The organism is Mesorhizobium sp. B2-4-7 (assembly GCF_006442685.1).
Taxonomy (GTDB): Bacteria; Pseudomonadota; Alphaproteobacteria; order Rhizobiales; family Rhizobiaceae; genus Mesorhizobium.
The window spans coordinates 255,111-274,136 of sequence record NZ_VFVH01000003.1; the positions used below are offsets into that span (position 1 = coordinate 255,111).

The 19,026-nt window shown below is 63.9% G+C and carries 22 protein-coding genes; 10 read left to right on the forward strand and 12 right to left on the reverse strand.

All coding sequences use genetic code 11. The features are described 5' to 3' along the window. Window positions 1-144: 144 nt before the first annotated feature. The 5 genes from FJ946_RS11340 to FJ946_RS11360 all read right to left on the reverse strand — a co-directional run bounded on the left by FJ946_RS11340 (window position 145) and on the right by FJ946_RS11360 (window position 6,030). Window positions 145-2,454 carry a PAS domain-containing hybrid sensor histidine kinase/response regulator gene (locus FJ946_RS11340; RefSeq protein ID WP_140566074.1) on the reverse strand — a complete coding sequence of 770 codons (2,310 nt, stop codon included), beginning with the start codon at window positions 2,452-2,454 and terminating at the stop codon, window positions 145-147. Window positions 2,455-2,539: 85 nt separating this feature from the next. Continuing rightward, entirely contained in the window at window positions 2,540-3,532 is a 993-nt protein-coding gene (locus tag FJ946_RS11345; RefSeq protein ID WP_140500225.1) for an MDR family oxidoreductase, read from the reverse strand. Window positions 3,533-3,594: 62 nt separating this feature from the next. Then, the gene (gene lspA, locus FJ946_RS11350; RefSeq protein ID WP_140500223.1) at window positions 3,595-4,083 is read right to left on the reverse strand and encodes a signal peptidase II; all 489 of its coding nucleotides are present in this window, start codon (window positions 4,081-4,083) and stop codon (window positions 3,595-3,597) included. 13 nt (window positions 4,084-4,096) lie between these two features. Then, the gene (locus tag FJ946_RS11355; protein WP_140566078.1) at window positions 4,097-4,957 is read right to left on the reverse strand and encodes an RNA methyltransferase; all 861 of its coding nucleotides are present in this window, start codon (window positions 4,955-4,957) and stop codon (window positions 4,097-4,099) included. Beyond that, window positions 4,957-6,030: a class I SAM-dependent rRNA methyltransferase gene (locus FJ946_RS11360; RefSeq protein ID WP_140566082.1), complete on the reverse strand. Its 1,074-nt coding sequence runs from the start codon at window positions 6,028-6,030 to the stop codon at window positions 4,957-4,959. Before FJ946_RS11360 ends, FJ946_RS11355 begins: the two co-directional genes overlap by 1 nt. Before the next feature lie 134 nt (window positions 6,031-6,164). Between FJ946_RS11360 and FJ946_RS11365 the strand changes: the two genes are divergently transcribed. The 3 genes from FJ946_RS11365 to FJ946_RS11375 all read left to right on the forward strand — a co-directional run bounded on the left by FJ946_RS11365 (window position 6,165) and on the right by FJ946_RS11375 (window position 7,783). After that, window positions 6,165-6,851 (forward strand): YafY family protein, encoded by a 687-nt coding sequence (locus FJ946_RS11365; protein WP_140566084.1) that lies wholly within the window; start codon window positions 6,165-6,167, stop codon window positions 6,849-6,851. Window positions 6,852-6,953: 102 nt separating this feature from the next. Then, entirely contained in the window at window positions 6,954-7,349 is a 396-nt protein-coding gene (locus FJ946_RS11370; RefSeq protein WP_140566087.1) for a VOC family protein, read from the forward strand. Continuing rightward, complete coding sequence (locus FJ946_RS11375) at window positions 7,346-7,783, forward strand: EVE domain-containing protein (RefSeq protein ID WP_140566089.1); 438 nt, start codon at window positions 7,346-7,348, stop codon at window positions 7,781-7,783. The genes FJ946_RS11370 and FJ946_RS11375 overlap by 4 nt, the downstream gene beginning before the upstream one ends. On the opposite strand, the gene FJ946_RS11380 is transcribed toward FJ946_RS11375, so the two are convergent. The 4 genes from FJ946_RS11380 to sppA all read right to left on the reverse strand — a co-directional run bounded on the left by FJ946_RS11380 (window position 7,780) and on the right by sppA (window position 10,510). Continuing rightward, window positions 7,780-8,745, reverse strand: coding sequence for an ornithine cyclodeaminase family protein (locus tag FJ946_RS11380; protein WP_140566092.1), 966 nt, complete (start codon window positions 8,743-8,745; stop codon window positions 7,780-7,782). The genes FJ946_RS11375 and FJ946_RS11380 overlap by 4 nt on opposite strands. 57 nt (window positions 8,746-8,802) lie before the next feature. Next, window positions 8,803-9,135, reverse strand: a complete 333-nt coding sequence (locus FJ946_RS11385; RefSeq protein WP_140522516.1) for a DUF1049 domain-containing protein — start codon at window positions 9,133-9,135, stop codon at window positions 8,803-8,805. A 53-nt stretch (window positions 9,136-9,188) separates the two neighbouring features. Continuing rightward, window positions 9,189-9,473 (reverse strand): integration host factor subunit beta, encoded by a 285-nt coding sequence (locus FJ946_RS11390; protein ID WP_006200394.1) that lies wholly within the window; start codon window positions 9,471-9,473, stop codon window positions 9,189-9,191. An 80-nt stretch (window positions 9,474-9,553) separates the two neighbouring features. After that, window positions 9,554-10,510 (reverse strand): signal peptide peptidase SppA, encoded by a 957-nt coding sequence (gene sppA, locus FJ946_RS11395; protein ID WP_140566094.1) that lies wholly within the window; start codon window positions 10,508-10,510, stop codon window positions 9,554-9,556. 383 nt (window positions 10,511-10,893) lie between these two features. On the opposite strand from sppA, the gene lptC reads away from it, so the two are divergent. From lptC to ptsN, 6 genes are all read left to right on the forward strand, one after another. Then, on the forward strand, window positions 10,894-11,607 hold the full coding sequence (gene lptC, locus FJ946_RS11400) for an LPS export ABC transporter periplasmic protein LptC (RefSeq protein WP_140513755.1): 714 nt from the start codon (window positions 10,894-10,896) through the stop codon (window positions 11,605-11,607). After that, the gene (locus tag FJ946_RS11405) at window positions 11,594-12,178 is read left to right on the forward strand and encodes an LptA/OstA family protein (protein WP_140566097.1); all 585 of its coding nucleotides are present in this window, start codon (window positions 11,594-11,596) and stop codon (window positions 12,176-12,178) included. Before lptC ends, FJ946_RS11405 begins: the two co-directional genes overlap by 14 nt. Further along, window positions 12,178-12,996, forward strand: coding sequence for an LPS export ABC transporter ATP-binding protein (gene lptB, locus FJ946_RS11410; RefSeq protein WP_140500202.1), 819 nt, complete (start codon window positions 12,178-12,180; stop codon window positions 12,994-12,996). Before FJ946_RS11405 ends, lptB begins: the two co-directional genes overlap by 1 nt. A gap of 195 nt (window positions 12,997-13,191) precedes the next feature. Beyond that, a complete protein-coding gene (gene rpoN, locus FJ946_RS11415; RefSeq protein WP_140566100.1) occupies window positions 13,192-14,718 on the forward strand; it encodes an RNA polymerase factor sigma-54 in 1,527 nt (508 codons plus the stop codon). Window positions 14,719-14,982: 264 nt separating this feature from the next. Next, on the forward strand, window positions 14,983-15,561 hold the full coding sequence (raiA, locus tag FJ946_RS11420; protein ID WP_140500197.1) for a ribosome-associated translation inhibitor RaiA: 579 nt from the start codon (window positions 14,983-14,985) through the stop codon (window positions 15,559-15,561). 58 nt (window positions 15,562-15,619) lie between these two features. Continuing rightward, on the forward strand, window positions 15,620-16,084 hold the full coding sequence (gene ptsN / locus FJ946_RS11425) for a PTS IIA-like nitrogen regulatory protein PtsN (RefSeq protein WP_135898701.1): 465 nt from the start codon (window positions 15,620-15,622) through the stop codon (window positions 16,082-16,084). A gap of 67 nt (window positions 16,085-16,151) precedes the next feature. Here the strand turns inward: ptsN and FJ946_RS11430 are convergent, their stop codons facing one another. Together FJ946_RS11430 and FJ946_RS11435 are read right to left on the reverse strand one after the other, a co-directional pair. Continuing rightward, complete coding sequence (locus tag FJ946_RS11430) at window positions 16,152-16,421, reverse strand: DUF1150 family protein (protein ID WP_140500195.1); 270 nt, start codon at window positions 16,419-16,421, stop codon at window positions 16,152-16,154. A gap of 76 nt (window positions 16,422-16,497) precedes the next feature. Continuing rightward, window positions 16,498-16,923 (reverse strand): Hsp20 family protein, encoded by a 426-nt coding sequence (locus FJ946_RS11435; RefSeq protein ID WP_027143034.1) that lies wholly within the window; start codon window positions 16,921-16,923, stop codon window positions 16,498-16,500. Between the two features lie 301 nt (window positions 16,924-17,224). Between FJ946_RS11435 and FJ946_RS11440 the strand changes: the two genes are divergently transcribed. Next, window positions 17,225-18,166, forward strand: a complete 942-nt coding sequence (locus FJ946_RS11440; protein ID WP_140500193.1) for a nucleoside hydrolase — start codon at window positions 17,225-17,227, stop codon at window positions 18,164-18,166. 173 nt (window positions 18,167-18,339) lie between these two features. On the opposite strand, the gene FJ946_RS11445 is transcribed toward FJ946_RS11440, so the two are convergent. Further along, window positions 18,340-18,954, reverse strand: a complete 615-nt coding sequence (locus tag FJ946_RS11445) for a LysE family translocator (RefSeq protein ID WP_140522507.1) — start codon at window positions 18,952-18,954, stop codon at window positions 18,340-18,342. Window positions 18,955-19,026 lie beyond the last annotated feature (72 nt).

Here is a 19,026-nt window from a genome sequence, read left to right on the forward strand (position 1 = left end):
TACGGTGTAGGTGCAACAGGATTGTGACAGTACCGTGATACGGCGTCGCGGGCAATACTTCGTCGGCTGGCGAATACGGTCAACCGGCTACGTTATGCAAAAGCAAGGTGGCGCCGCTCGGCAGGAGATTGAAGAAAAAAAGTCTCAGGCGGCGACCTGCCCCTCGATGGCGTCGACCAGTGCATCGGGGTCGAGCGGCTTGGTGACAAAGCCGCTGGCGCCGTGGGCGAGCACCGCATGGCGGGTCTTTTCCTGGCTGTCGGCCGACAGCACCATGATGGGCACTGGCGGCACGGCCGTCTCCTCCTCATGGCGGCGGATGGCGGCGATGGCGTCCATCCCATCCATCACCGGCATGTGCAGGTCCATCAGCACCACGTCGAAGCGGTGTTTGTGTCCGGCACCGGTAACGGCCTCGACCGCCGCCTTGCCGTTGCCGACAACCTTGACGCGATGACCGGCCTTCAGCAGCGTGGCGCGAGCGAGCATGGCGTTGATGTCATTGTCCTCGGCGATCAGCACCGACAGGCCACGCTGGCGATCACTGGCGGCGCGAAGCGCCGGCGGGTGGGGCTTTTCCGGCCGTGTCGGGGCAAGCGCCGGCGCATGACTGCTCAGAAGCACACGCAAAAGTGTTCCGCCTCGCACCGGTCTGGCGAGGAAGGTCGCGTAGCCGCTGGCGCGGAACTCGCCGAGCATGCCGCGATCGGTCGGGGCGATCAGCGTGATGGCTTCGCAATCGGAAAAACCGCTTTGGCGCAGCCGCTTGAGCAGTCTTCCGTCGCCCTCTTCCATGGCCGCGTCGACCAGCAGCACGTCGCAATCGCCGGAGAACGATGCCGCCTGCGCCACGGTGGTGGCGATATCGACCGCGCCGCCGTTGGCGCGGATGCTGCGGGCGATGGCGTCGGCCTCGACGATATTTCTCGACAGGATTACCGCGTGCCTGCCCTGAAGCGCGTCCATCCGGCCCGGTGGTGGCTCGCTCGCGGAGATGGCCGGGATATCGAAGACGAATTCCGAACCCTGACCCAACCGGCTGGAGACGGAAATCGTGCCGCCCATGGCGGTCACCAGGCGCTTGGAGATGGCAAGACCGAGACCGGCTCCGCCATGCGCGCGCGTCGAGGTGCCGTCGGCCTGCTCGAACTCCTCGAAAATGCGCTCCATGTCGTCTTCATGCAGGCCTGGCCCGGTATCCGCGATGGTGAAGCATATGCGGTCGGTGGTTTCAGTGCGGGCGCGCGCTATACTCACCAGCACCCCGCCGCTGTCGGTGAACTTGATGGCGTTGCCGATCAGGTTGAGCAGCACCTGCCTGACCCGGCCCGGATCTGCGGTGATCAATTGCGGCACGTCGGGCTCGACATGGCAGCCGAGGCCGATATCCTTGGAGAAGGCGCGCGCGGCGAGGAGCTCGACAACGTTGTCGGCGATCTCGCGCACCGACATTGGCTGCGGTTCGGGATCGAAGCGTCCCGCCTCGATCTTGGAATAGTCGAGCAGGTCCTCGATGAGGGCCAGCAGCGCGCTGGCCGAGGTCGAAATGGCGCCGACATAGGTCTGCTGCTCCGGCGACAGGCTGGTATCGGCCAACAGCCTGGCCATGCCCATGATGCCGTTCATCGGCGTGCGGATTTCATGGCTGACGGTGGCGAGGAAGCGCGATTTGGCCTGGCTTGCGTATTCGGCCCGCTCGCGCGCGGTGATCAGCGAGGATTCGGCACGCTTGCGGGCGGTGATGTCGCGGGCGATGGCGCGATGCGAGACAGAACCGCTGTCCTTGTCGCGCACCGACAGTTCGATCCACGAGAACCAGCGCGAACCGCCAGGGGTGCGGATGGCGACGTCGGTGGAACTCAGGCATTCATGGTCGGAAAAGGCGGCGTCGGGAACGATACCGACTTCGATGCCAAGTTCCGCCAGGGTCTTGCCGGCGAGGTCGCGCTGGTCGACGTCGACGAGATCGGCGAACACCTTGTTGGCATAGACGATATAGCCGTCGCGGTCGCGATGAATGACGAGATCGCCAAGCGCGTCGATCAGGCCGCGAAAGCGCTCTTCGCTCTCCTGCATCTCCCACATGCGATCGGCCAGCGTCTCGATCTCGGCACGGCTGCGAGCCGTGGTTTCATCAAGCAGCGCGGCGGTGCGGTATTCGTTCCTTCTGGCGCGCAGGTGCAGGCCGAAGCCGGCAAGGCCGGTCGCCAGCAAAGCGAGGCTGATGAAGATCGGCGCGCCGGTCAGGTGCGTCAGCCCCGCCAGCATGATGATGGCGACGAAGGTCAGCAGCGGCAAGCCTTCGCGGCCGGCCAATCGCGGCTCATTCCTGGCCTGTTGCGGCTCAGGCGCCAGCGGCGGTGCGGCGACGAACCGCCGCGCCGACGCCGGCGGAGGTACCGCATCGACGTCTTCGCCAGTCTCCACTTCCTGGATGCCGGATTCCGCGACCATGCGAAAATCCTACCGGACAGAAATTATGGAAGCCTGCGGGGGATCGTTCGAATTTTAGCGGATAGGTTGTTTTACCCCGGCGAACTCACTGCATGTCGACGACGACGCGGCCGCGGATCTTGCCGTCGACGATGTCGCGCGCGGCGTCGATGATGTTGTCGAAGCCGATGGTCGTGGACAGGCTGGCGAGCTTGCGCAGATCCAGGTCGGCGCCGATGCGGCGCCAGGCCTCGAGCCGCACCGGTTTCGGCGCCATCACCGAATCGATGCCGAGCAGCGAAACGCCGCGCAGGATGAAAGGTGCCACGCTCGACGGCAGGTCCATGCCGCCGGCCAGGCCGCAGGCCGCGACGGCACCGCCATAGGAGGTCATAGAGAGCACATTGGCCAGTGTGTGGCTGCCGACGGAATCGATGCCGCCCGCCCAACGCTCCTTGGCGAGCGGCTTGGTCGGCTGGCTGAGTTCGTCGCGCGATATCACCTCCGCGGCGCCAAGATCGATGAGATACGGGCTTTCGGCATTGCGCCCTGTCGAGGCAATGACGTGATAGCCCAGGCTGGACAGGATGGAGACCGCGACCGAGCCGACGCCGCCGGCCGCGCCCGTCACCACCACGGGCCCGCGATCGGGCACGATGCCGTGCCGCTCCAGTGCCATGACGCACAGCATTGCGGTATAGCCGGCGGTGCCGACCGCCATCGCGTCATGCGCGCTGATGCCGTCGGGGAGCGGCACCAGCCAGTCGCCGTTGACGCGGGCGCGCCCGGCATAGGCGCCAAAATGCGTCTCGCCGACACCCCAGCCGTTCAGGATGACCTTGTCTCCCTTGCGCCAGTCGGGATGGGAAGAGGATAAGACCGTTCCGGCGAAATCGATGCCTGGCACCAAGGGCCAGCGGCGAATGACCGGCGCCTTGCCTGATATTGCGAGCCCATCCTTGTAGTTCACCGTCGTCGCTTCGACTGCGACGGTGACGTCACCGTCCATGAGATCGGCTTCGGTGAGGTCGGTCACCGCCACCGACTGTTTCTTTTCGGCGTCGCGCGAAACGAGGATGGCTTTGAAGGTTTCGGGCATTTTTCTCTCCTCGATCTATCGACGTTTGGACTCTGCTGCGGCGGCCGCGCCGGGTCAATCGGTCAGGCGTCGGGACCCTGGGGCTTGGGCTGGCGCCGCCAGCCCAAAACTTCGTCAAGCACGACCAGCGCGGCGCCGACCGAAATGAAGGCATCGGCGAGATTGAACACGGCGAAGGACCAGACCGGAGTGTGGAACAGGATGTAGTCGATGACGTGGCCGTAGACGGCGCGGTCGATCAGATTGCCGAGCGCGCCACCGATGATCAGGGCAAAGCCGGTGCGGGCAATAACATGGCCCGCTGGCGTGTGCGTGGCCAGATAGAGCACGAAGGCGACGACGAGAACGGCGATGATCACCAGCCCGGTATCGCCGAAGGATGAGAACATCGAGAAGGCGATGCCGGTATTATAGGTGCGAAACAGCGCCAGGAAGGGCAGGAGATCGAGCTTTTCCTGAAAGGGAAGGCCGATCTCGACCAAATGTTTTATCCACTGGTCGAGCGCGATGGCCGCGACGACCAGCAGCGCATAGGGAGACCATGATTTCACGATTGGGCAACCCTCATTGCGAATCCACCATAGGGTCCAGTTTCAGCGCGCCGCGGCGGATCTCGAACAGCATGACGCCGGTGGCGACGGCAAGATTGAGCGAATCGGCACGCCCTGCCTGCGGAATCCTGAGCAGCCTGTCGCAACTCGCCGCCAGGCTTTCGGGCAGGCCTTGCTGCTCATTGCCCATCATCAGCAGCACCGGCCCCCGGGAAAAATCGACCGAGCGGTAGTCGACCGCGCCTTTGAGGTGTGTGCCGGCGACGAGACCCGAAAACCCGCCGCGCCAGGCGAGGAATGCCTCGGTCGTCGCCTTGGCCACCGGAACGGCGAAGATAGAGCCCATGGTGGCGCGCACCGTCTCCACCGAAAAGGGATCGGTGGTGTCTCCGACCAGGATCACGCCCTTCGCGCCTACGGCGTCCACCGTGCGGATGACGGTGCCGAGATTGCCGGGATCACGCACCCGGTCGAGCGCCACCCAGACATCGCCATTGTCGGCGCGGATATCCTTCAGGGCCAGGAATTTCTGCGAGAAAACGCCGATCACCATTTGCGGATTGTCGCGGCGGGTTATGGCGACAAGCACTTTTTCCGAGACTTCAAGCACCGTGCCGCCGGAAGCCACCGTGCGCGCAGCGACCTTCTCCACCGCCGCGTTGCCGCGTCCGGCCTTGGCGAAGACCAGGGTCCTGATATGCCAGCCGAGGTCGAGCGCATCGATGACCAGCTTCAGTCCCTCGGCCATGAAGGCGTTCTGCTGGTCGCGGAATTTTTTCAAGGCCAGCGCCTTGATGTCCTTGACCAGCGGATTGGCGAGGCTGGTGACCTCTTTCACCTGCCCGACCGGACGGGCGCCGTCATATCCACTCATCAGGCCACCCAGCGCGAGAACAGCGAGGTCGACAGCGCGCGGCCCGCCGATTTTTCGCGGATGATCAATTCGCCCGATTCAACCCTGCCGCCCATGCCGGCAAAGGTGTCGCGCATGAGGGCATGGATGGCGAAGAAGGAGGCGCGGATCGAATAAGCGGTCAGCACCACGGCAAGCGGTTTCGGGGTCAGGATCGATCGGCAGAGATCGGTCAATGCCGGCAGGTCCTCGAACAACTGCCAGACCTCGCCCTTGGGGCCGCGGCCATAGGCGGGCGGGTCGAACAGAACGATGTCATAGCGGCTGCCGCGGCGCTCCTCGCGCTCGGCGAATTTCACCGCGTCTTCGACGATCCAGCGGATCGGCTTGTTGCCAAGCCCGGCCATCTCCTGGTTTTCGCGGGCCCAGCCGATCGCCTTTTTCGAGGCATCGACATGAGTGACCTCGGCGCCGGCGCGCGCCGCCACCAGCGAGGCAAGGCCGGTATAGCCGAACAGGTTGAGCACCTTGACCGGCCGCCTGGCCGCCGCGATCAGTCCGGCCATGTGATCCCAGTGCGAGGCCTGCTCGGGAAACACGCCGACGTGGCGAAACGAGGTGAAGCGGCCGAGATAGTCGATGCCGTCGTGCTTCATAGGCCAGGTCTCGCCGAGCGGCGTCCCGGGGAAGCGCCAGCGGCCAATGCCTTCCTCGTCGGTATCGCCGGTGAAGACAGCGTCGGCGCGGTCCCATTCCCTTGCCGGTAGCGCCTTCTGCCAGATCGCCTGGCCCTCGGGGCGGACGATCCGATAAGGACCGTATTGTTCGAGCTTCTGGCCGGCGCCGCTGTCGAGCAGCGCATAATCGGCATTGGGTGCCACTTCGAGGATCAGCGGAAGCTGTTCGGCCGGAAGAGCGCCGTCGCGACGGGCCAGGATGCGGGGCGCCGACTTCGGTTCCGGGCGCTCGTCGGCCCTGGCCTCGGGCCGCTCCTGCGGCCTGGCCGTTCCACGGCCTTCATGCGGACGCACCCGTTGCGCACCGCTTTTTGCGGGCGGACGGCTGTCGCGGCGTTTGTCGCGAAAAGATTTCAAGCAGGAGCATCTCCGAGGCGTGGCCGCTTTTGACATAGGGCAACCGGCTTCGCAACCAAGTCCGCCGCGCAAGCGTCGCCTGGTCATGTCGGCTTGCGATGGACCAATGTCAAAGAAACAGGCAAATCTTCGATATGTCCCGCTCCGAACGCCTGCTCGACCTGATCCAGACATTGCGCCGGCATCGCATGCCGGTGAGCGGGCAGTCGCTCGCCGACGAACTCGGGATTTCAATTCGCACGCTTTACCGGGACATCGCAACGCTGCAGGGCCAGGGGGCGCCGATCGAGGGCGAGGCGGGGCTCGGCTATGTGCTGAAGCCCGGATTCATGCTGCCGCCGTTGACGTTCAGCGACGAGGAGATCGAGGCAATTGTGCTCGGTTCGCGCTGGGTCGCCAAGCAGCCGGATTCGCGGCTTTCGTCAGCGGCCGTCAACGCGCTTGCCAAGATCGCGTCGGTGCTGCCTGATGATCTGCGCGAGGATCTCGACGCCACCACACTGCTGGTCGGGCCGCCCGCCCCGACTGTTGAAAGCATCGATCTCGGCCTGGTGCGGCAGGCGATCCGTAACGAGCGCAAGCTGGACTTTTTCTATCGCGATGCCAGCGGCGCGGGGTCGCGGCGCGTGGTGTGGCCGTTCGCGCTTGGCTTCTTCGACAAGGTGCGGGTCGTGGTGGCGTGGTGCGAAATGCGGCAGGATTTCCGGCATTTTCGCACCGACCGCATAGCCGAGCTCAAGACGACGGATCTGCGCTATCCGCGCCGCCGTCAGGCGCTGCTGAAGGAATGGCGGGCAACGCTCGACATCCCACGGCGTTAGCGGTGTGTAAGCTGTCCAGGGCGCCTTTCGTGACGGATACTGCCAGAATCTGACAGTGATGCGCTTTATGTCTGTCCCGGTCGAAACCCCTGGAGAACAGTCATGGTCACCCCCAATTTCGTCATCCTCTACGTCGACCAGCCGCAGCGTAGCGGCGCCTTCTACAGCGCGCTGCTCGGCCGCGAGCCGGTCGAAAGCGCGCCGACATTCGTGCTGTTCGTGCTCGACAACGGTTTCAAACTCGGTCTCTGGTCGAGGCATACGGTGGAACCGGCGGCGGCAGCGACCCGTGGCGGCGCCGAGATCGTCTTTGCCCTGGATACGCCCGAGGCAGTCGATGCCGCCCAGGCCGACTGGTCCGGACGTGGGCTGAAGATCCTGCAGGCGCCGACCGACATGGATTTCGGCCGCACCTTCGTTGCGCTCGATCCCGACAACCATCGCCTGCGGGTCTACTGGCTGTCGGACGGGCAGCAGGCAGACGGGGAGCAGGAATGAGCGCGTCTTGGATCGCGGTGGCGTCGGCGCAGCACGTCCGGCGCGGCCGCGAGGGCGGCTTCATGCAGGTCAACCACGGCAAGGCGGCGCCGCTGCGGCGGGTCCAGCCCGGGGACGGCATTGTTTATTATTCGCCGACAACGATTTTGGGCGAGAAAGGCGGGCTGCGGGCGTTCACGGCGATCGGCACGGTGCGGGAGGGAGAACCCTATCAAGGCGACATGGGCGGCGGCTTCACGCCCTTTCGCCGCGACGTCGACTGGGCGGCGGCCGGGGAAGCGCCGATCAAGCCATTGCTCGACAGGCTGGACTTCACGGCCGGCAAGCCGAATTGGGGGTATCAACTGCGCTTCGGCCTGTTCTCGGTAAGCGCGGCCGATTTCGCCGTAATCGCCGAAGCAATGGGCGCTAAAGCAGCCGGGACAGTAAGCTAGGTCCGGAGCGCCTTGTAGACGGCAATGCCGGCGGCAAGGTCCTCGAGCGCGGCGCCGACCGACTTGAACAGCGTGATCTCGTCGGCGCTCCGGCGCCCTTGCTTTTGACCGCGCGCCAGCTCGTGCAAGTCGGCTATGATGGCTTCCGGTTTCAACACGCCCGAAGCGAGCGGTATGACGATGTCGCCCGCTTCCTTGGTGGCGCCGGCGCGGGTGTCGACATAGACGCGGGCGCGCCCTATCGCCTCGTCGTCGCTTTCGCGCATTGTCGGGGTGAAGCCGCCGACCATGTCGACATGGCTTCCCGGCTTCAGGCGGGCGCCCTTGATCAGCGGATCGGTGGCGATCGTCGCCGACGAGACGATATCGGCCTGGCCGAGCTCGGCATCGAGATCGGCCGCTGCGCTCGCCGCGAAGCCCTCGGCGCGCAGTCCGGCGGCGACCTTCTCGGCGTTGTCCAAGGTGCGATTCCAGATGCGGATGGTCCTGATCGGCCGCACGGCGCAATGCGCCTTGGCGAGGAATGGCGACAGCGCACCGGCCCCGATCACCAGCAGCCGGGAAGCGTCTTCGCGCGCCAGATAGGATGCGGCGAGCGCCGAGGCGCAGGCCGTGCGCCATTGCGTCAGCCGCTGGCCGTCGATCAGGGCCTCCGGTTCGCCGGTGGCGCCGTTGAGCAGGAGATAGACCCCCATCACTGCCGGTTTGCCGATGGCATTGTTGTCGGGCGAGACGGTAACGATCTTGACGCCGATATGCCCCCCGGCCGAGATGCCGGCTGCGTTGAAGTCGGTCCAGGCCGGCATCAGCAGCAAGGTCGAGGCCGCACCGTCCGGCCGTTCGACCGTGTGATGGTGCCGGACAGGTTGCACCGCGCCGTCACGGAAAGCCCCGCGCAGCGTCTCCACCAGCCCTGGGAAGGTCAACGCCTGGTCGACCTCTGCGGCCGAAATGGTCAGCATGGGAAACTCCGTGAAGAAAATCGCGGGCCCGAGAGGGCCCACAGCGCCGTGCGGCGGTCAGTTGGTCGGCTTCGGCAGCACCGGTCCCTGCGGTGTCGACGGGGTGCGGCCGATCGCCTGGCGCAGGTTCTCGGCCTCGACGCCGCGCTGGCGCGCCAGCTTGCGGTAGCGTCCCTGCTTGACCCAGGTCGCCAGGCTGCCGACGACCATGCCGACGGCGAGGGCCAGGAACAGGAAGATGAACAGCGGCAAAGTGAGCGTCAGCGCCGGATTGCCGGGATTGAACGGATCCAGCGTGAAGGCGACGAGTTCGCGATTGGCGACGGCCAGCGCGATCAGGATGACCGCCAGGGGCACGAAGACCACGATGAGCATGAAGCGATTGAGCATGATGTTTTCCGTCGGAAACCGGCCTCCCGGGAAGGGCCGGTCTGGCGTCGCGCCTACTTTCCGCCATTCAGCCTTTCGCGCAGTTCCTTGCCGGTCTTGAAGAAAGGCACCCATTTCTCCTCGACCTCGACGGATTCACCGGTGCGCGGGTTGCGGCCGGTGCGGGCGGGGCGATTTTTCACCGAAAAGGCACCGAAGCCACGCAATTCGACCCGGTTGCCTTCGGCGAGCGCGTCGGTGATCTCGTCGAAAATCGCGCCGACGATGTTTTCAACGTCGCGCAGGAAAAGATGCGGATTGCGCGTGGCAATAATCTGCACAAGTTCGGACTTGATCATCGGACGGGTCCCCTGAAATCGGTGCGGTCGAAATTATGAGGATGATTTTGTTTGCTTTTTCATCCACCCCAAACGGCGTCTCAAGGGTGCCAGACGGAAACGAGACCGTCAAGAAACAAGCGGTCGGCGCCAAGTTCATGGATGATATCGCCGCTGTAGTCCGGCAGGCCGAGCGCGCCGGCGATCGTTCTCACCATCGCTTTGGACAACAGGAAGCCGCCGCGCCGCTCCGTGTCCTTCCATTCGACCACCTTGAGTTTCGAGTCGACGCCCTTGGTCGCCAGCCAGTCGATCGCCTCGGTCTCGCCGCCGACGGCGTCGATCAGGCCGTTGGAGACCCCTTGGCGACCGGTGAAGATCGATCCGTCGGCGAGCGCCAGCGCTTGCTCGCGGGTCATCTTGCGGCGTTCGGCGACGATGCCGACGAACCAGTCGTAGCTGTCGAGGATGAGCTTGCGGACCATGGCGCGCTCGTCGTCGTTGGTCGGCTTGAAAGGCGAGGGCGAGGCCTTGAGCGGCGAGGATTTCACTTCCTCCAGCTTGACGCCGAGCTTGTCCATCAGGCCGCTGACATCAGGATACTGGATCAGCACGCCGATCGATCCGACGATCGAGGTCTTGCGGGCGACGATGTGATCGGTGGCGCTCGCGATCATGTAGCCGGCCGACGCGGCGAGCGTGCCGACCTCGGCCGCGACAGGCTTGTCGGCGGCGAGCTTGCGCACCTCCTCATAGATCGATTCACCGCCGACGGTGGTGCCGCCGGGGGAATCGATGGCGAGGATCACGCCTTTCACCCTCGGCGACTTGCGGATGGCTTCCAGCCGCTCGATCAGTTCGTCGTCCTCGGTGATGGTGCCTTCGATCCTGACCTTGGCGATATGATCGACGGCCGAGCCGCCGAAATCGTCGCGATAGAACCAGGCCGAGATCGCAATGACGCCGAGCGCAACGATGGCGATGGCCGCAGCGCGCCAGAAGGTCAGCTTACGCCGCAAGCGGCGGCGGTCGATCAGGTCGTCGGCTCTCAATGCCATGGTCAGCCTCACGGTCGATGGAAAGAGATGCTTTTAGACCATGACGTCCCGGTCTGGAAGCAATTCCGTCTGCGCAGGACGCGGCAATCCGCGCGCGGCGCACGCGAGGCAAGTGCGCGTCAGCGTCCGCCAAGACGTCGGTTTCGTGATTGGTCCGTGAAACGAACGGCAGGTAAGGGGAGAGCCGATGGTAACGAAAAATGTACGCCAGACGTCTATTTCTGCTATGAAGCAGGGCTGTCGGTGTTGATCCGTTCTGATCTGCACGACAGCAACTGTCACATTTTCGCGGTTTTCGTCGGCTTGTGCTTGCTTGAAAGCGCCGACGTCCCACCTATAGGCGGTGTTGCCCGGCGGGGCAGGGGTTTTAGAAGAAAGCAGTTATGTTAGCGCGAACGAGTGAAGCGAGCAGCACCGAGACGGAGTTGGCTCCCCCGGCGGACGGCCCGGCGAGGGGGGACGCGTTCGATCGCGCACGGCGGCATTCGCGCCGGGTGCGCGTGCTCAAATTCGCCGTGCCGGTGCTGGCGGCGTTGATCGCCATTGCCTTCCCGGTCTATTCCTACCTCGCCGCACCGGTGTCCGTCGCGGTCCAGGCGGAAGGCACCGCCTTTTCCAACGGCAAGCTGGTGATGGCCAACCCTAAGCTCAACGGCTTCACCAAGCAGAAATTGCCCTATTCCATGACGGCATTGCGCGCCATACAGGACGTCAGCACGCAAGGCATCATCGAACTCGACGGCATCGACGCCAAGGTGCCGATCGCGGCCGACAATGTCGCTGCGATCAAAGCCACGCATGGTACCTACGATCGCGAAGGCAATACGATGCACCTGACCAGCGACGTCACGATCGCCACGACCGACGGCCTTCAGGCCAAGTTCAAATCGGTCTTCCTCGACATGGGCAAAGGCACTATGAAGACGGATGACCCCGTGGACGTCAGCCGTGACGGGTCGCAGATCACCGCGAATTCCTTGTCGGTGCAGGACAATGGCAAGGTTCTGGTGTTCGAGAACAAAGTGCGCGTCAATATCGATCCCGCCAATCTGAAGGCGGCAGAGGCAAAGGGCGAAGAAGCGAATGTGGCTCATTAGTTCGACACGGCTTGCCGCCGCAGCTTCGGCGCTGCTTTTGCTGGGGCTTGCGCCGGCGCTGGCGCAATCCAGCGCCGAGAGCGCGTCCGGGCTTAAACTGTCGGGCGACAAGCCCATCCAGATCGAGAGCGACAAGCTGGAGGTCCGGCAGGCGGACAACGTCGCGGTGTTCACCGGCAACGTCACGGTCGTGCAGGGACCGACCCTGCTCAAGTCCGGCAAGATGATGGTCTACTACGTCAAGGACCCGAACGCGGCCGCAAAGGGGACGGAAGCAGCGGGAGCGGCGATGACCGGCTCCGCCAACATCGACCACCTTGAAGTCAGCGGAAAAGTTTACATCAAGTCGAATGACCAGATCGCGACCGGTGACAATGGCACCTTCGACATGAAGACGCAGGTGCTGGTCCTGTCCGGCAAGGAAGTGGTGCTGTCGCAAGGCCCCAATGTCCTCAAGGGCTGCAAGCTCACCGTGCAGATGAAGACTGGCCTCGCCAATGTCGACGGCTGCGGCGGACGTGTCATCATGTCGATGACGCCACCGCCGAAATCGGGAGCGACGAACCCCTGATGGCCAGCCTGTCGTCGCTGACGGCGCGTCTTCCGGGGCGGGCCGCCGGCAAGGTTTCGGCTCCGGCCACGGTCACCGCCGATAAGGCGAAGTTCAAGGGAACCTTGATCGCCAAGGGCCTGACCAAGAGCTACAAGGGTCGCAAGGTGGTCAGCGGCGTCACGCTCGGGGTGCGTGCCGGCGAGGCCGTCGGGCTGCTCGGTCCGAACGGTGCCGGCAAGACCACCTGTTTCTACATGGTCACCGGCCTGGTGCCGGTGGACGAGGGCACGATCGAGATCGACGGCTTCGATGTCACCTCCATGCCGATGTACCGGCGTGCTCGTCTGGGCATCGGATATCTGCCGCAGGAGGCCTCGATCTTCCGCGGCCTCAGCGTCGAGCAGAACATTCGCGCCGTGCTGGAAGTGGTCGAAAAGAGCCGCAAGGAGCGCGAGCGCAGCCTCGACGAACTGCTCGAGGAGTTCCACATCAGCCATCTGCGCAAGGCGCCGTCGATGTCGCTTTCCGGCGGCGAACGTCGGCGCCTGGAGATCGCGCGTGCGCTGGCCACGCGCCCGGCCTACATGCTGCTCGACGAGCCTTTCGCCGGCATCGACCCGATTGCCGTCGCCGACATCCAGCAACTGGTGCGTCATTTGACGGCGCGCGGCATCGGCGTGCTCATCACCGATCACAATGTGCGCGAGACGCTCGGCCTGATCGACCGCGCCTACATCATCCATGCCGGCCAGGTGCTCACTCATGGCCGGGCCGATGAAGTGGTCGCAAATCCCGACGTGCGGCGGCTCTATCTGGGCGAGGGATTCACGCTTTGAGCGTGAAATTTGTTTCCTGACGCGATTTTTTGCCTGTCAGGGGCCGCTTTTTCGTGATTTTGCTCCGGGATAACGCTCCGGTAAGCGGGTTTTGCTAGCGTTTGCCTTGACAAGCAAAAGCCGGGCCAGTTTCTATCGGTTCGCGAAAATTCCTTCCGGCAGTCCGGATGCAGACGAGGCGTTTGAAACCGAACCATGGCGTTGGCGGCGAAACTACAGCTACGACAGTCGCAGTCGCTGGTGATGACGCCACAGCTGATGCAGTCGATCCGGCTGCTGCAGTTCACCCATGCCGAACTCGAGCACTTCATCGACGAGGAGATCGAGCGCAACCCGTTGCTGGAGCGCGCCGAGCCGCAGGACGACGCCGCCAGCGACCAGGCGCCGAGGACCGAGGCGGCACCGGAAACGGCCGACGACGGCGACTGGTTCGAGACCGAAGCGGGATGGAGCGCCGAGGCGATCTCGGAAAAGCTCGACACATCGCTGGAGAACCTGTTCCCGGACGACCCGGGCACCAGCGAGCGGCTCGGACCAGACCTCACGGCACAGTGGAAATCGGCGACCGGCAATGGCGGCACGTCCTCGTCCGAAGGCTTCGATGCCGGCGACATGGCGGCGACCGCGATCACGCTGCGCGATCATGTCAGCGAGCAGATCGCGCTCGCTTTCGCCGATCCGGCGGCGCGCCTGATCGCCGGCGAACTCGTGGACGGCCTCGACGAGACCGGCTATATGCGCGCCGATATGGCTGAGATAGCCTCGCGCCTTGGTAGCGGCGCCGACGCCGTGGCCAAGGTGCTGTCGGTGTGCCAGACCTTCGAGCCGGCCGGCCTGTTCGCCCGCGACCTTGCCGAATGCCTGTCGCTGCAACTTGCCGTGCGCGACAGGCTCGATCCGGCGATGAAGGCGCTGATTGCCAATCTCGAACTCCTGGCGCGCCGCGATTTCCACACGCTGAAGCGGATCTGCGGCGTCGACGAAGAGGACCTGCTGGACATGCTGGCCGAGATCCGGGCGCTCGATCCGCGGCCGGGCATGGCATTTTCGGGCGGCGCCAGCGACGCCGTCATTGCCGATGTCGAGGTGCGCGCGGCCAATGACGGCAGCTGGACGGTCGAGCTCAACGCCGAAACGCTGCCGCGCGTGCTGGTCGACCACATCTATTTCGCCCAGGTTTCGCCGCACGCCAAGAACCAGGCCGAAAAGGATTTCCTGGCCGAGTGCCTGCAGAACGCCAATTGGCTGACGCGCAGCCTCGATCAGAGGGCAAAGACCATTCTCAAGGTCGCATCGGAGATCGTGCGCCAGCAGGATGCCTTCCTCGTCCATGGCGTGCGCCAGCTGAAGCCGCTCAACCTGCGCACGGTGGCCGACGCCATAGGCATGCACGAATCGACCGTCAGCCGGGTCACCGCGAACAAGTACATGCTGACGCCGCGCGGCGTGTTCGAACTGCGCTATTTCTTCACCGCCTCGATCGCCTCGTCGGGCGGTGGCGAGGCGCATTCGTCGGAAGCGGTGCGTGACCGCATCAAGCAATTGATCGACGAGGAAAAAACCGTCGACGTCCTGTCCGACGACGCGATCGTCGACATGTTGCGCGAAAGCGGCGTCGATATCGCCAGGCGTACGGTCGCCAAATACAGGGAAGGCATGAATATCCCGTCCTCGGTGCAGCGCCGGCGCGAGAAGCGGGCCCTTGCCAGCGCCGGGCGCTAGGTTCGGCGATTTCCACAGGGTTCGTGCTTCATTGACAAGCTGCGGTGAAGTGGCTAGAAGCCCGCCCGCATGAGACGGGCTCGGCGCCCGCTAGCGGATGGTCCGTCACGACAATGGCCTAGGGATGGTCAAGAAGGCGGCTTGTGATCAACCGGAAAGTTTGGATTTAAATCGGCGCGAGTGACGCCGCAAAGCTTGTGCGCACGGACCACGAGTATAAACTCCGGCCAGTTTGAAGCCTGAGCAAGGAAGGTCAGTTTTCAGATGAATCTGCGCATATCGGGAAAACACATGGATATCGGCGATGCGTTCCGTACGCGCATCAACGATCGTGTCGGCGAGGCGATCGGCAAATATTTCGACCGCGGCTTTGCCGGACATGTCACCGTCATCAAATCGGGCTCGCGCTATTCGGCGGATTGCATGATCCGGCTGGATTCCGGCGCTTCGCTGCAGGCGACCGGCGATGCCCAGGACCCGACGCTGGCTTTCGAGGCCGCGGCGGATCGTCTGGAAACCCGGCTTCGGCGCTACAAGCGCCGGCTGAAATCGCACAATTCGGGCAATGGCGAGCTCACCGATATCGCCTACACGGTGATGGCGCCACTCGCCGATGACGACGAGGACATTCCGGAGGATTTTGCGCCGGCCATCGTCGCCGAATCGACCATGACGCTGAAGACCATGTCGGTGGCGTCGGCGGTCATAGAACTCGACACAAAGGACAGTCCGGTCTTCGTCTTCCGCAACGCCGGAAACAATCACGTCAACATCGTCTATCGCCGGCCGGATGGGAACATCGGCTGGATCGATCCGTCCACGACCAAGGTCGCACAGGGATAAAACCGGCCGCACGAGGGGTGGGGACTGGTGACGGCAGGCGAACAAGGGATTTTCAAGTATGGATCTGAGCGATCTCATCAACGTTCCGGCGATATTGCCGGCGTTGAAGGCGAACTCCAAGAAGCAGCTTCTGCAATTGCTGTCGGAGAGGGCGGCCGCGATTTCCGGCATTCCGGAGCGGGAGGTGTTCGACACGATCCTGCAGCGCGAGCGGCTCGGCTCGACGGGGGTCGGCAACGGCATCGCCATTCCGCACGGCAAGCTGGCCGGCGTGAAGCGCATCGCCGGCGTGTTCGCCCGCCTGGAGACGCCGGTCGATTTCGAGGCGCTCGACGACCAGCCGGTCGACCTGGTGTTCCTGCTGCTGGCCCCTGAAGGGGCCGGCGCCGATCATCTGAAGGCGCTGTCGCGCATCGCGCGGGTGCTGCGCGACGCCGATACGGTGGCCAAGATCAGGGGAACGCGCGACGCCGTGGCGATCCACGCGCTTTTATCGGACACCCAGGCCTCGCACGCGGCCTGACGTTTTCTGGATGAACAATGGTAGGGCCGCCACGGGCGGCCCCGTTCGTTTTCAGCGGAAAATCGCCTTAATGAATGGCGACCGTGGTCAGGTCGTTTTCCATGGCGCCGGCCAGCGCGCGATCGCGCGCATCTGAAAGCAGGATCGGCTGGCCGTTGGCGGCAAACAGCGCCCACAATTCCATGCCGGGCGCGATTTCGCCAATGCCCGGGAAACGGCCGAGCAGTTCCTCGCTCGTAACCTTGCGCAGATAAGCGACCGAGCCCTCGCCGAGATGGGCGAATTCACCGCTGGTCATGGTGGGATTTTGTGTAGGATTTTGGTCAGTTCTGGTCATTTCAAGCCTCCTTGGCGCGAGACGCCGCCCTGGTTCTGGGCAGTAGGCCATCCCGCATGAGAGCCATCGGCAAAGATCAGTCTTTCACCGATATGTTTATTTTCCGTACCAGCCGCTCGGACTCGGGCCGATCGAGATCGATCGACAAAAGGCCGTTCTTCAGCTCCGCCGCAATCACCCGCATGCCGTCGGCCAGCACGAAGCAGCGCTGGAATTGGCGTGCGGCGATGCCGCGGTGAAGAAATTCGCGCTCGGTATCGTCGGTCTGACGACCGCGCACGACCAACTGGTTTTCCTCCGTGGTGACATCGAGCTCGCTTTCGGCGAAACCGGCGACAGCGAGCGTGATGCGCAGCCTTTCGGCCTTGCCGTCGGCGCCGCTGAGCCGCTCGATGTTGTAAGGAGGATAGCTGTCACCGGATTTCGCCAGGCGCTCCAGCGTCTTTTCCATGGCGTCGAAACCCAGGAGAAGCGGGCTGGAGAAAGGCGTCATTCGGCTCATGTTACATTGTCCTCTCAAGAGCGACATAAACTGGAAAAACCCAGATGGCATTTTTCCCGATGGTCTTGATATGGTCCGCCCCACGACCAAGTTCAAGCCATCAAAACACCCGCCCAAAAAGACCACGTCGTGGACTCACAAGAATGATCGACATGGCGCTTGAAACGGCAGTGAGATGCAAGGAGAAGCGCTGCGCCGGGATTCGTCCCCCGGGCGGAGCGGTTCGGCAGCTCAAGGCCGGTTCGGTGCGTTTCGCATGCTCGCTCGGACGCATGAGCTCATGGCCAAACAAGGAATTGAAATGCCCCAAACACGCAAGATCATCATCGACACGGATCCTGGCCAGGACGATGCCGTCGCCATATTGCTGGCGCTTGGCAGCCCCGAGCTGGAGATCGTCGGCATATCAGCCGTAGCCGGCAACGTGCCGCTGAACCTTACCGAAAAGAACGCCCGCAAGATCTGCGAACTGGCCGGCCGACCCGACATCAAGGTCTATGCCGGCGCCGTCCGTCCGCTGGCGCGTGAACTGGTTACGGCCGAGGCGGTGCATGGCCAAACTGGCCTCAACGGGCCACAATTGCCCGAACCGACGATGAAGCTGCAGGATAAGTACGCCGTCGATTTCATCGTCGAGACGCTGATGAAGGAAGAGAGCGGCAGCATCACGCTGTGCGCTCTCGGGCCGCTCACCAATATCGCGCTGGCGCTGATCCGCGAGCCGAAGATCGCGCCGCGCATCAAGGAAATCATCCTGATGGGCGGTGGCTTCTTCGAAGGCGGCAATGTCACGCCGGCGGCCGAATTCAACATTTATGTCGATCCGCACGCGGCCGAGGTGGTGTTGAAATCCGGCATTCCGATCGTGCTGATGCCGCTCGATGTCACCCACAAGGCGCTGACCACCGCCAAGCGCACCCAGGCCTTTCGCAAGCTCGGCACCAAGGTCGGTACCGCAACGGCCGAGATGCTGGAGTTTTTCGAGCGTTTCGACGAGGAGAAATACGGCACCGATGGCGGGCCGCTGCATGACCCCTGCGTCATCGCCTACCTGTTGAAACCGGAGCTGTTCAAAGGCCGTAACTGCAATGTCAGCGTGGAAACCAGCTCGGAACTGACCATGGGCATGACCGTGATCGACTGGTGGGGCGTCACCAAGCGGGAAAAGAACGCCAAGGTGATGGGCGACATCGACCATGACGGCTTCTTCGCGCTGTTGCTGGAACGGCTGGGGCGGCTTTAAATCCGCCTCCTTACCCTCTCCCCTCGCGGGAAAAGGCGGCCTCGCGAAGCGAGGTCGGATGAGGGGTGTTCCGGGGAACGCCGACGCCTCACTCCGTCACGCACCCCTCAACCATCTCGGCGTTGCGCGCCGATCCACCTTCCCCCACAAGGGGGAAGGAAAGGCGGCGGTGCTCACTTCGACCGTGAAAACGCCAGCCACAGGCCGCCGCCGATCATGAAGCTGCCGCTGATCCTGGACAGGAGCTTGACGCGGCGGGCGGACAGGATGCGACCGGCGCGGCCGGCGGCCAGCGCATAAGTCGAATCCGACATGGCGGCGAAGATCATGGCGGTGAGGCCCATGACGGCGATCTGCAGCGAATAATTGCCTTGCGGCGCGATGAATTGCGGAAAGAAGGCGCCGAAGAAGATCAGCGTCTTCGGGTTGCTGAGCGCTACCAGCAGGCCCTGCACGAAAAAGCCGCCGCGCGGCTTCCGCGCCGTTCCGTCGGCGTTCAGCTTGCCCTTGGACCGGAACATCTGCACGCCCATCCAGATCAGGTAGGCGGCACCGATCAGCCGCACCCATTCGAACCAGTGCCCCATACCCGATATCAGCGTGTTGAGGCCGATGCCGACGATGGCGATCATGACCGCCAGGCCGGCCTGCGTGCCGGCGACATTGGCCAGGCCGGCGCGGGAGCCATGACGGATGCTGTTGGCGATGATCAGCGTGACCGTCGGCCCTGGCACCAGGATGATGACGACGCACGCAAGGACATAGGCGGCATAGAGTTCCAGCGACATGATTTTTCCCTCGGGCAGAATGCCGCCTGTGCGGCGCCACAATCAATGCATGGCGGCGATGCCGGTGCAAGC

Bases quoted from the DNA above. Each gene is read 5' to 3' on its own strand.
- FJ946_RS11340 (WP_140566074.1), bottom strand. From the start codon at position 2,454: ATGGTCGCGGAATCCGGCATCCAGGAAGTGGAGACTGGCGAAGACGTC.
- FJ946_RS11345 (WP_140500225.1), bottom strand. From the start codon at position 3,532: ATGCCCGAAACCTTCAAAGCCATCCTCGTTTCGCGCGACGCCGAAAAG.
- FJ946_RS11355 (WP_140566078.1), bottom strand. From the start codon at position 4,957: ATGAGTGGATATGACGGCGCCCGTCCGGTCGGGCAGGTGAAAGAGGTC.
- FJ946_RS11365 (WP_140566084.1), top strand. From the start codon at position 6,165: ATGTCCCGCTCCGAACGCCTGCTCGACCTGATCCAGACATTGCGCCGG.
- FJ946_RS11370 (WP_140566087.1), top strand. From the start codon at position 6,954: ATGGTCACCCCCAATTTCGTCATCCTCTACGTCGACCAGCCGCAGCGT.
- FJ946_RS11375 (WP_140566089.1), top strand. From the start codon at position 7,346: ATGAGCGCGTCTTGGATCGCGGTGGCGTCGGCGCAGCACGTCCGGCGC.
- FJ946_RS11380 (WP_140566092.1), bottom strand. From the start codon at position 8,745: ATGCTGACCATTTCGGCCGCAGAGGTCGACCAGGCGTTGACCTTCCCA.
- FJ946_RS11385 (WP_140522516.1), bottom strand. From the start codon at position 9,135: ATGCTCAATCGCTTCATGCTCATCGTGGTCTTCGTGCCCCTGGCGGTC.
- FJ946_RS11390 (WP_006200394.1), bottom strand. From the start codon at position 9,473: ATGATCAAGTCCGAACTTGTGCAGATTATTGCCACGCGCAATCCGCAT.
- sppA (WP_140566094.1), bottom strand. From the start codon at position 10,510: ATGGCATTGAGAGCCGACGACCTGATCGACCGCCGCCGCTTGCGGCGT.
- lptC (WP_140513755.1), top strand. From the start codon at position 10,894: ATGTTAGCGCGAACGAGTGAAGCGAGCAGCACCGAGACGGAGTTGGCT.
- FJ946_RS11405 (WP_140566097.1), top strand. From the start codon at position 11,594: ATGTGGCTCATTAGTTCGACACGGCTTGCCGCCGCAGCTTCGGCGCTG.
- lptB (WP_140500202.1), top strand. From the start codon at position 12,178: ATGGCCAGCCTGTCGTCGCTGACGGCGCGTCTTCCGGGGCGGGCCGCC.
- rpoN (WP_140566100.1), top strand. From the start codon at position 13,192: ATGGCGTTGGCGGCGAAACTACAGCTACGACAGTCGCAGTCGCTGGTG.
- raiA (WP_140500197.1), top strand. From the start codon at position 14,983: ATGAATCTGCGCATATCGGGAAAACACATGGATATCGGCGATGCGTTC.
- ptsN (WP_135898701.1), top strand. From the start codon at position 15,620: ATGGATCTGAGCGATCTCATCAACGTTCCGGCGATATTGCCGGCGTTG.
- FJ946_RS11430 (WP_140500195.1), bottom strand. From the start codon at position 16,421: ATGACCAGAACTGACCAAAATCCTACACAAAATCCCACCATGACCAGC.
- FJ946_RS11435 (WP_027143034.1), bottom strand. From the start codon at position 16,923: ATGAGCCGAATGACGCCTTTCTCCAGCCCGCTTCTCCTGGGTTTCGAC.
- FJ946_RS11440 (WP_140500193.1), top strand. From the start codon at position 17,225: ATGCCCCAAACACGCAAGATCATCATCGACACGGATCCTGGCCAGGAC.
- FJ946_RS11445 (WP_140522507.1), bottom strand. From the start codon at position 18,954: ATGTCGCTGGAACTCTATGCCGCCTATGTCCTTGCGTGCGTCGTCATC.